We start from the raw sequence: 10,979 nt of genomic DNA on the forward strand, positions 1-10,979 counted from the left end.
AGTTTTCTTAGTCGAAATCTAAATTGTGTTATGTCCTTTTTATTTCAAGAGTTTAGAAAGTTGAGATTCGCGAAATCATTTACAACACGAATCGAGTTTCACTAAAATCAAATCAAGATTAATCAGGTTTATTTTGATTCTCTTGTTGCTGCTTTTTTTCTAATTCTTGTTTTAATTTAGGATGCAGCTGATATTGTTTCGATGTAGCTTTACCCTGCTGAACCTCTTCAGCTTGCGCCTTACGCAACATTTTAAAGCTCACATACAATAAACCCAACAATACCGCAATCGCGACGATCACCATTACAACCAAAGCAATCTTCATGATCAGATCGTCCTGCATACACACATTAAAAAAGGAGCCCCACTATGCAGTAGGACTCCTTGATTGTCAAAAATTCAGAAATGAATTATTTAGACTGGTCTAGAATTGCAAACAAATCTGTTTGAACTTGTTCAATTGGACGTAAACCATTTAATTTATTATACGTTGGTGCATTTTCACCAGATGCTGCGCGACCTTGATAGAAACCAACAAGTTGCTCAGTTTCAGCGTGGTAAGAACCTAAACGCTTACGAATCGTTGCTTCTTGATCATCTGGACGTTGAACAAGATCTTCGCCAGTTTCATCATCTTTACCTTCCACTTTTGGTGGGTTGTAAACGATGTGGTAAACACGGCCAGAAGCTGGGTGTTGACGACGACCTGAAAGACGTTGAACGATTTCTTCATCAGGCACTTCAATTTCAATCACGTGATCGATATTGATACCTTCATTTTCAAGCGCTTCAGCTTGAGGAATCGTACGCGGGAAACCATCGAAAATGCAGCCGTTGATGCAATCAGGTTGAGCAATACGTTCTTTCACAAGACCAATAATGAGCTCATCAGATACAAGACCGCCATTGTCCATGACGTTTTTAGCTTGTAAACCTAATTCAGTACCTTCACGAATCGCAGCACGGAGCATATCACCGGTTGAAATTTGTGGGATATCGTAGCGCTTACAGATCAACTGAGCTTGTGTACCTTTACCTGCTCCAGGTGGTCCGAGTAAAATAATGCGCATAAAAAAACATCCTCATTTAAACAATTTGTATGACGCCACGACCACAGTGATTGACTGTGTCCCCCGGCATCTCATTATAAGAAAGCCACAAACAAATGTATTGTACCCGCGATAAAACCGGTCACTCCACCCAAGACAATTAAAATCCATTCGTCTTCCTGAAATGCAGGACGTAATAGATTTTGAAATTCTTTAGGCGTGAGCTCACGAATCCGGTCTCTAAACATTTGAAAGATTTTCTGTGCACGGCTCGCATTAAATGCAGGGTCGCATACAGGCACCATCGTAATTTCAATTGAGCGATCGATCAAGTCTGTCTTGAGTTTTGCGTACTCTTTTGGACCTAAAGATAACTGTAATGATGTACGAACCAGCGGAGTTTCCATAATTTCATTAATATGACGTTTCACGATGCGACGAGTTTTATCTTTTTTCCCGCCATACATCATTTCGGTCATAATCGATTTTAACGTAATTAGGTCTTCCGTGACTACACTTGCGAAGACATCTGAGACTTCTTCTTGGCGTTTCATAAATGCACCTTGAATATTGTACGTGCCAATCCGCGGAAGCACGGGTTTGATCCAAGGGAATTTACGATCTTTAGTTAATTCAAATAATTGCAGATACTTCATAGGATGCGGTTCAATCGGATTAAAGACCATCCAGATCGCAATCCAGTTGGTGAGGAAACCCCATATCGCGGCCCAAAATGGCACAGTCCAATGCCATGGCACCACAAACCAAACAATCATTTGGAAGATACCAAAGAACATCCCGATCAGCGCACTAATATGCCAAATAAAATTAATTTCTTTTTGACCGACTTTGAGGAACATACGAACCATAAGACGTCGATCGGCTTCCATTTGGCTGACCACCATTTCACGCATATCAACAAGTGACTCGACGTTCATGGTCAGTTCGGTCACAAGTTCTTTTAATGTACCCGGTAATTGTTTCTGCGCTTGAGCATAAATACGACGTTTGATCGAATACGGTAAATTTTCCCAAAGCACCGCATTTCGCTCTATCATGACTTCATCAATCAGGTGTTCAAGTTCATATCCAACTTGTTCCCCAATGATCCGCGCCATATCTTCGGGGTCCATCGCTTCTAAAAATTCACGTAGTGAGCCCAATTTAGATAAAGTATTGTCGGTTATAATGCCTGAAATACGCCCTGCTTTTCTGGGCACAATCCCCTGCCAGCCCACAGGTAAAGGCCCTAAATGGAATCCCCAAAATGTAATTGGGTAAAACACCATTTTCAGCGCCATCCAAACGTGTGCCCAGGTAACGAATGCGGTAACAGGGATAATACTTAGCACCGCCCAAAAATCAGGTCGTTGCAAAAAGGCTTGCCACAATTCGTTCACGTACTCAAGCATGCATAGCTTCCATATTTAATTTTATTCAATGAGTGCGGTTATAAAATAAAGTTGATTATTTTCACTATAAACCGAAACTTAGAGTATATGAGATTTGTAGTCTCGGTTCAGTTTCAGCAATCACATGACCTGATTTATCTTCTAATTTTTCACCAGCACCGAGCCCTACACTAAACGTACTGATACGTTCAGCGCTTAACATGACATAGGCAAGGTCAACACCAGCACCTAAGCGTGCCTCATCATCACCATCGACTTTTTTAGAATCGATATGTCCTGCATAAGCCCCGATATAATAACCATTTTTATCCTTACCCGTGAAATGAACTGGGTAACGAAAGCCAACTTGACCCGCAGGTGACTTATCATCGTTCAAAAAAACACCGGCTTTGGCATAGGCAATACCATAGGGATTTGCCCATTCACCATTCACGTGAATAATTTTCTGGGTAAATCCCGCACCGATATTCCACGGTTGATAACCTTCATGGGTTAATTTTGCCTGAGGTAAAATAGAGTTGTCATTGGCATGGGCGATGCTTCCAAGCATCATCAAAGCAAGCAATGGATAAAATTTATTCATTGTTTTCACTAACTTCCTTAGTATTATTTTTTGGATTATTCCTTTTTTATACTTTCCGACTGTATCAGAATAATATGAACTGTTATACACAGCAGCGCATATTTTTAATGTCTATAAAGTCAAAGTTTGAATGTCTTTCCAGCCAATACCGTTTTTCTTTATCAAAAAAATGTCAGTTGCGCTAGAATATAACCCTTCGGTTATTTCAGTTCTTTGTCCTTAAGTCGATCACGTATGAAGCAACACTTTCCATTAAAAAATGTCCAGCAAGAAAAGCGGATTTATCGTAATCGTGTCATGATTTCGATGGGGATCGTTTCTGTCTTTATGCTGTTACTGATCGCACGTTATGCTTATTTACAGATCAATAGTTATCAACAATTTTCTACAGCCGCTGATCAAAACCGTATCCGTCTCCAACCTTTAGCACCTTCGCGTGGTTATATCTATGACCGTAATGGGGTATTGCTTGCAGATAACTACCCAGTTTTCTCTGCCACCATGAGCCGTGCTGATGTCGAAGATATTGATGATACGGTTCGTCGTTTGACGCCTTTACTCGAACTCACCGATGAAGACATTCAACGTTTTAAATCACGGATTAAGACCTCAAAAAAAACTGAGCGTGTTTCGCTTAAGTTAAATTTGAATGAAAACGATATCGCACGTTTTAGTGAAGTGAAATATCAATTTCCGGGTGTCAACATAGAGACTCAAATGACACGCTATTACCCACATGGTGAGCTTTTTGCTCATGTGATTGGTTATGTGGGGCGCATTAATGACAAAGAATTGAAATCAATTGATAAAGATTTGTATGCCGGCTCCAACCTGATTGGTAAGATCGGGGTGGAAAAATCCTATGAAGAGTTGTTACACGGTGTGCCCGGTAATGAGTCGGTCGAAGCCGATGCCTTTGGTAATATATTACGCCATTTAGGTCGTAAAGACCCTGTTCGAGGTAATGACCTATATCTTTCACTGGATTATGGTTTACAAATGGTTGCTTCTGAGCAATTGGCAGGGCGACGCGGTGCGATTGTTGCAATTGACCCACGTACAGGTGAAATTCTGGCCCTTGTCTCAAGTCCAAGTTTCAACCCCAACCTCTTCGTCACTGGGATCAGTAATAAAAATTATTCAGAACTACGCGACAGTTTAGATCAACCTTTATATAACCGTGCAGTACAAGGGGCTTACCCACCCGGTTCAACCATCAAACCGATGTTTGGTTTAGGCGGTATTCATTATGGTTTGGTAGATTGGAGCACAGCAATTTCTGACCCGGGCTATTTTACTTTACCGGGCGATAGTCACCGTTTCCGTGACCATAAAAAATCTGGACATGGTTCTGTCAATTTGCATAAAGCACAAGTGGTGTCTTGTGATACTTATTTCTATGTCCTGTCTTACCGCATGGGCATTGATAAAATGAACACATGGATGCGTCAGTTTGGTTTTGGTGAAAAAACTGGGGTCGATTTGCCAAGTGAAAGTACTGGTCTGTATCCAAACCCAGAATGGAAACTCCGTACACGCAAATCGAACTGGCTCAAAGGTGAAACCATTTCAGTTAGTATTGGTCAAGGAGCCTTCACCGCAACACCATTACAACTTGCAATGGCGACAGCTATTACCGCCAACCAAGGCTCACATGTCACCCCTCACGTACTGCGTGAAAGTAAAGGTTCAAAAGTTCATAAAGTTCATAATGCGCCCAATGGCCGTATTGAGTTTAATGGCAAACCAGATGATTGGATCAAAATGCGTGATGCCATGGTCGATGTGGTACAAACCGGTACAGGCCGTGGTATTCGTACACCGATGTATCAAATTGCAGGGAAAACCGGTACGGCACAGGTAAAAAGTATTGCCCAAGGTAAGCGCTATAACGAAGCGCTGTTAACTGAACGTCAGTTGGACCATGGTTTATTTGTTGGTTTTGCGCCTGCAGAACAACCTGAAATTGCAATTGCCGTAGTTTGGGAAAATGGTCGTCATGGCGGTTCAGCAGCACAAATTGCGAAACCAATGTTTGACTATTGGTTACTGAAACGTAAAAAGAATCCGATTCGCCCTGAGGGTCATCAAATTAGTGGTGGCTTGATGACCGCTGGGATCAAACCGGGTGAATTACCAAGTGGTTCTAACATCTTAACTGCCGATCCAAATGCCAACCCGAATCAGCAACAAGCGACTACCCCAACACAATCCACTCAACCTGCGGCCTCTACAAACACAGCACAAACCCGCGCTGCGAGTTCTGCAACCACATCCGATGGAGAATAATCTGTGAAAAATCAATTAAGAATCATTGGTGGTGAGTGGAAACGTCGACAACTACCTTTTGCCAATATTGATGGACTTAGACCGACACCCGACCGTGTACGTGAAACTCTATTTAACTGGCTGATGTGGGATGTACAAAATGCCAAAGTGCTTGACCTGTGCACAGGCTCAGGTGCGCTGGCATTCGAGGCCTTATCTCGCGGTGCCGCACAAGCAGTCTTAATTGAGCCAGATCGGACTCAAGCAAAGTTTTTAACGGATAATCTTGAGCTGTTACGAGTCAGTAAACAGCAAGTTCAGTTAAAAAATATGACGGCACAACAAGCTTTGCCGAGTCTAAAAGAACAATTTGACTTGGTATTTTTAGATCCCCCCTACAGCCTCGATTTATGGCAAGAGTTGGCAGAATTAGCAGATCCGTTGATTGCTGAAAATGGTTTAATCTATGTAGAAGCAGATCGAGATTTGTCTCAGATAAAACTTCCAATGACATGGAAACAGATCAAGCAAACCAAAGCAGGCACCGTACGTGCAGGCCTATATCAAAAAAGTCTGTGATCGAGTTTTTCTGATCAAAGGATGCCTAGGTGTCCTTTGATTTTCTCTATTTTTAAATTTATCTTTTTGAGTCCTTTTCTGCGAAACAGCAGCTACTTGATACAAAATTCATTACAATAGCCTCCTCGCTGTTTACTGCTTTCACTGCTTCTACTGAATGACTTGGCTGATTTTTATTCTTGGTGCACTCTGTGCAGGTTTCGTACAAGGGTTAACTGGTTTTGCATTTGCGCTGATTGCCATGTCATTTTGGGTGTGGATTTTACCGGCACAAATCGCCGCACCATTGGTCGTTTGCGCTTCGGTCTATAGTCATTTTATTTCTCTTTCTTCTGAACGCAAAACCATTCAAATCAATAAAAAAATCATTCTGCCTTATTTAATTGCAGGGATCTTAGGTGTACCCCTCGGCACCTATAGCTGATTACTTAACTCTTCAGTACACCAAAGACCTTAAAGAATAAAATTTTACAGGTATTTTTACGTGCTGATATTTTTAGAATTTAGCTATACTTACTCGACAGTATTAATCAAGACACCTTTAAATTGGTCTTAGGTGGATTTTTGGTCTTTTGGTGCCCAATTCTACTTTTTAACCCTAAATTCAATTTTATTCAAAAATCTGGGAAATTCGCAGATTCAATCATTGGCTATATTGCTGGGATTTTAGGTGGTTTTTGTGGTGCAGTCCCTTCGGCATGGTTAATGTTAAAAACCAATCCAAAAGCGAACAACGCTACATATTGCGTCATTTTAATTTCGCTATACAACTTGTAACACTCGTGAACTACCTGATCCAAGGTCTTATTCAAAAACAACATTTACCTTATCTTGCCGTCTTACTGGTCATTATGGCTTTCCCAGTCATATTTGGTGCACGATTATTTTATAAAATATCAGAACGACAATTTAAACGTATCGTCTTAGGTTTATTATTTAGCTCAGGCTGTTTTCTCGTTGTAATGAGCCTTATTACGACATAACTAGGCCAAAATATTTAAAATACCTAACAACCCACTTATAAATAATGATGTATCTCACATTTAAATAATTTTTTGCCAAATCATAAAAAAGAGATTAATTTTTTATGCAAAAGTTTATAGAATAATGCACCTCTATTTTACTTAAAATAAAACCATGAATAAGCTCATCCTGCTCGCGAGTGTAACCCTGCTGAGCGGTTGTATGTTTGGCACATCCAATGAAATAAAAAAAGCCGAAAAACTCCTTTCACATTTTCAGTGTAACAATATTGAAAGTGCCCATATGGCACATAGTTCAATTAATAGTTTTCATGAACAAAAACTGGCATCAAGTAAACAAAAAGTAGTTTCCTATATTGATAGTTATAAAGAGGGTGAAAAGCTATTTACTATTCCTCTTGCTGAAGTGATTGACCAGCAATATATTATTTACAAATCTGCATGTCAGAACTTGGGGGGCATTCATCCAGATTTTAATGATTAAGCATAAATACAGCACGCTATTCAAAAACCAATAAAAAAGGACAGTCATTGCTGTAATGCCAGTCAGTTAAGGATTTAAAAGTTAAAAATAAGGTCAGTAAGACGTAAATTTAGCTCACTTTAAATCCAAATATAAGGAAATTTAGGGTAATAAATAACCCGAATTTCCTTAACTGATCAGCATTACAGTCATTGCTGTCCTTTTTATGAATTAGTTCTTTTCAAAATAACGTGTATCTACGCTAAATTTCTCAGGAAATTTTGCATGAATTTGGGCGTAAAATTCCATAATTTCCGCCATATCCTTTTCATAATCTCCAGTAGGATAAATAATCTTACCCACGCCGGTTTTCTTATTGGCATAATCCATATAAGCCAATGCAATCGGCACACCCGCATTCATGGCCACATGATAAAAACCGGTTTTCCAATTTTCCTGTTTAGCACGTGTACCTTCAGGAGTCACAAGCATCACCAACTTAGGATGCTCTTTAAATAAACCCGACATGAGCTCAACCATACTCGGACGCGGTTCGCCAGCTTGTTTCGGACGACGATCAATCCCAATCCCTCCCATTGCCCGAACAAAAGGACCAAATGGAAGTTTCATATAACTATCTTTAATGGTAATACGGACATTAACGCCTAAAGCCTTAAGCGCAAGTCGAGCATACAGTGCATCCCAATTACTCGTGTGTGGTGCCGCAATCATGACGCACTGGTTAATATTTAAATCCCAATGATTATCAATTTGCCACCCCATCAGATTCAGACTTTTTTCCGCTGTTTTTTCAAACACAAATTGCACCGCACTATTTCTTGAGTCGCGCAGAGTTTAACAATGAAAAAATAATATAAAAGCCTATATTGTTTATTTATTATTCAATTAATATATAAATGTCCTTTAGTATTTATTTTAGACATAAGGATCAATCATATATGAGATTATTTAAATTATAAGTGATCTCTCTACAGTGCATTCCAAAGTAATTAAAATACTCAAAAAAAATGATACAAACAAGAATTTACATGAAATGACTATTTTTGTTTTTTATTTAAAGCCAAGCTAAACATACAAATTAGCCAGCTTGGTGAATCTTGTGAAAAAAATAATCTTTGCTTTATGTATTGTCAGTGCAACATTGGCGAGCTGCTCTAAAACCAGTGATTCTGAAAATATGACCCCACCTGACAATAATGTGATTGCCAATACAGATGCGGCTTCGGAAAATGCTGTGCCGACCGGTGATAACACTGAAAATTCATTGGACTGGCCCGGTGAATATAAAGGCATACTGCCCTGCCACGATTGTAAAGGCATTGAAACTGAACTGGAATTAAAATTGGATAATACTTTTGAATTGACTCAAAAGTTCCTAGGCAAACCTACAAATAGCGAAAACAAAGTCAAAGGTATTTTTAAATTTCTGCCAGATCAACCCAATATGATTCAATTAGATGCCGAAGGTGATCATCGCATTTATTTTATTGGTGAAAACTTCATTGAGTTACGCGGAGATAAGGGCCAAAAACTTGATATGCCTGAGTTAAATTTCCAATTGCTGAAGAAACTGGACTAAAGCTCATCTAAATCTAAGCTATAAAAAATCCCTGCATATTGCAGGGATTTTTAGATTGGTGTCATCAGCCAATAAGATACAACATATAGTGAAATAATTTTTATTCATCCTCCCAATTTGAGGATATTCAAATGCATCAACTTCCCCATAAAATCCATTTACACAAAAACACATACTTGTCTTAGTGATAGAAATAACAAGGGGTATACCATGAAAAAAACTTTGCTTGCCATCAGCTTATCCTGCCTATTAGCAGCTTGTGGCGGCGGTTCTTCTGATAACGATTCTTCTAACGGTGGTCCATCTGACGGCAACCCACCTACATCCAACCTACAAACTGGCGTACTGACTGACGGTCCTGTAGGTAATGTTCGTTATGAAACTTCTAGCGGTGTTAAAGGTTTTACCAATGAACGAGGTGAATTTGAATACAAAGCTGGCGATTCTGTCACCTTTTATCTTGGCAATATCGAACTCGGTACGACTACAGCACAAGCCCATATCACCCCGATAGAGCTATCTGAAGATGAGAATATTCGAACCAATTTACTGATTTTGTTACAATCTCTAGACAAAGATCAAGACCACAGCAATGGTATCGCCATTAGCAATGATGCAATTGAGGCATTGGCAGATAAGACTCTAAATTTAAGTCTACCTACAGTATCTTTTGTTGCAGATTCAACACTAAAAAAAGTTCTAGAAGACTTAAAACTAGTTTTAGTTTCTGAAGAAGATGCTAAAAACAACTTTTTCTATAACTTTATTAAAGACAATGCAGGTGCATGGGTTCTAGAAGATAAAACCGATAACAGTAAAGTTATTCTTTATATAGATGACAATATCACTTTATCTGACGAACACGTATTTAATTTCATTCTTGGTGAAACCGCTCCATCTGATGACGTAGGTCAGTCAGGTATTGAAAAAGGCAAGATGCACTGGAATCCAACCACTGGTCAATTAAGCCGTCCGCTTAACCACCCAGAGTTTGAAATTGATACAAACGGAGAATGGGGACTTTCTCATCCACAAGAAAACTTTACTTTAGCGTATGGGGTAACAAAAGATACTTTGATTCTTAAAGAAGGTGAAAGTACCCATACGTTTAAAAAAGCTGAAAATAAAGCCAATAGTGTCGTAGGAACTTGGGTTACTGAGGGCTTGGTGGTCAATTTAGCCAGCGACAAATCATTTATGACCCTTTCTACAGAAAATGATGAATGTGCGAGCCCAGGTATAGAATCAGGAACATACAACTTCGGACAAGATTTTATCCAAGCGATGACCATTACTACAGAAACTTCTGGCTGTGCCGGACTTGTGGATACATGGGGAGATTTTGATCATGGTCAATATACAAGAGATAAATTTGGCCTTCTTTTAAACGGTAATTCATTAACAATTACATATAAAGACGAAGAAACTGGTGAAGTTAATGTACCTGTAATTTTTGCCAAAAAATAAAATCGTACTTGTACAGTTTCCCACAAAATGACCTTGGATTTCCAAGGTCATTTTTTTATCTATTAGCGATTCACTTTCTTTTTTTCATGATTTTATTTCAATAAACATGTTCAAAATAAATCGTACACCCCATTAATAAATGCATCAGTTCAATTTGTGAGGTACAGCCAGTTTTTTCATAAATATTTTTAAAATAGGTCCGCACTGAGCTTAAAGTAATTCCACATTTCCTAGCAATTTCTTCTAATTTATATCCATTAATTAAAAACTCACACAAATCAAATTCACGCTTAGAAAGCTGATAAGATTGCTGTAAATAGGCTTTAGATAATGAATAATACTGATTTCTGTCTGTCAGAAATAAAGCAACTTGATGCCGAGCTTCTGCCAGTTGCTGCATTTCTTTCAATTTTTTAAATGGAACGACAGTCAACATCAGCTGCTGTCCTTTTTGATCTCGTAACGCTAGAACCCCGCCTATTTCTCTTGAGGTTTCGCTATAGCCAAATCCTAAAAACTATAGAACAATAGAGATATGGGATATTCAAAAGATTTTAAAGATAAAGTCATAGAAA

10 protein-coding genes and 2 pseudogenes are annotated in these 10,979 nt (G+C 39.0%); 6 read left to right on the forward strand and 6 right to left on the reverse strand.

Features of this window, described 5'->3' with window-relative positions; all coding sequences use genetic code 11:
- Positions 1 to 118: 118 nt before the first annotated feature.
- The 4 genes from ACN6OV_RS03785 to ACN6OV_RS03800 form a co-directional block, all read right to left on the reverse strand.
- Entirely contained in the window at positions 119 to 325 is a 207-nt protein-coding gene (locus ACN6OV_RS03785; RefSeq protein ID WP_427949767.1) for a hypothetical protein, read from the reverse strand.
- Between the two features lie 85 nt (positions 326 to 410).
- A complete protein-coding gene (gene adk / locus ACN6OV_RS03790; RefSeq protein WP_427949768.1) occupies positions 411 to 1,070 on the reverse strand; it encodes an adenylate kinase in 660 nt (219 codons plus the stop codon).
- A 74-nt stretch (positions 1,071 to 1,144) separates the two neighbouring features.
- Positions 1,145 to 2,461, reverse strand: a complete 1,317-nt coding sequence (locus ACN6OV_RS03795) for a hypothetical protein (RefSeq protein WP_427949770.1) — start codon at positions 2,459 to 2,461, stop codon at positions 1,145 to 1,147.
- 64 nt (positions 2,462 to 2,525) lie between these two features.
- Entirely contained in the window at positions 2,526 to 3,044 is a 519-nt protein-coding gene (locus ACN6OV_RS03800) for a hypothetical protein (protein ID WP_427949782.1), read from the reverse strand.
- A 234-nt stretch (positions 3,045 to 3,278) separates the two neighbouring features.
- Here ACN6OV_RS03800 and mrdA point away from each other — a divergent pair, with 234 nt between their 5' ends.
- The 4 genes and pseudogenes from mrdA (at position 3,279) to ACN6OV_RS03820 (ending at position 7,358) form a co-directional block, all read left to right on the forward strand.
- Entirely contained in the window at positions 3,279 to 5,333 is a 2,055-nt protein-coding gene (mrdA, locus tag ACN6OV_RS03805; protein ID WP_427949771.1) for a penicillin-binding protein 2, read from the forward strand.
- 3 nt (positions 5,334 to 5,336) lie between these two features.
- On the forward strand, positions 5,337 to 5,891 hold the full coding sequence (gene rsmD, locus ACN6OV_RS03810) for a 16S rRNA (guanine(966)-N(2))-methyltransferase RsmD (protein WP_427949773.1): 555 nt from the start codon (positions 5,337 to 5,339) through the stop codon (positions 5,889 to 5,891).
- 157 nt (positions 5,892 to 6,048) lie between these two features.
- Positions 6,049 to 6,874 (forward strand): annotated as a pseudogene (locus ACN6OV_RS03815) (sulfite exporter TauE/SafE family protein).
- A 154-nt stretch (positions 6,875 to 7,028) separates the two neighbouring features.
- Complete coding sequence (locus tag ACN6OV_RS03820; protein WP_427949775.1) at positions 7,029 to 7,358, forward strand: UPF0164 family protein; 330 nt, start codon at positions 7,029 to 7,031, stop codon at positions 7,356 to 7,358.
- Positions 7,359 to 7,568: 210 nt separating this feature from the next.
- Here the strand turns inward: ACN6OV_RS03820 and ACN6OV_RS03825 are convergent, their stop codons facing one another.
- Positions 7,569 to 8,156, reverse strand: coding sequence for a 1-acyl-sn-glycerol-3-phosphate acyltransferase (locus ACN6OV_RS03825; protein WP_427949776.1), 588 nt, complete (start codon positions 8,154 to 8,156; stop codon positions 7,569 to 7,571).
- A 301-nt stretch (positions 8,157 to 8,457) separates the two neighbouring features.
- Between ACN6OV_RS03825 and ACN6OV_RS03830 the strand changes: the two genes are divergently transcribed.
- Positions 8,458 to 8,937, forward strand: a complete 480-nt coding sequence (locus ACN6OV_RS03830) for a copper resistance protein NlpE (RefSeq protein ID WP_427949778.1) — start codon at positions 8,458 to 8,460, stop codon at positions 8,935 to 8,937.
- A gap of 210 nt (positions 8,938 to 9,147) precedes the next feature.
- Positions 9,148 to 10,404 carry a hypothetical protein gene (locus ACN6OV_RS03835; RefSeq protein WP_427949780.1) on the forward strand — a complete coding sequence of 419 codons (1,257 nt, stop codon included), beginning with the start codon at positions 9,148 to 9,150 and terminating at the stop codon, positions 10,402 to 10,404.
- Between the two features lie 97 nt (positions 10,405 to 10,501).
- Here ACN6OV_RS03835 and ACN6OV_RS03840 read toward each other — a convergent pair.
- Positions 10,502 to 10,888, reverse strand: a pseudogene (locus tag ACN6OV_RS03840) (helix-turn-helix transcriptional regulator); the annotation flags it as partial.
- Between the last annotated feature and the right edge of the window lie 91 nt (positions 10,889 to 10,979).

The organism is Acinetobacter sp. (genome assembly GCF_050285345.1).
Lineage (GTDB): Bacteria > Pseudomonadota > Gammaproteobacteria > Pseudomonadales > Moraxellaceae > Acinetobacter.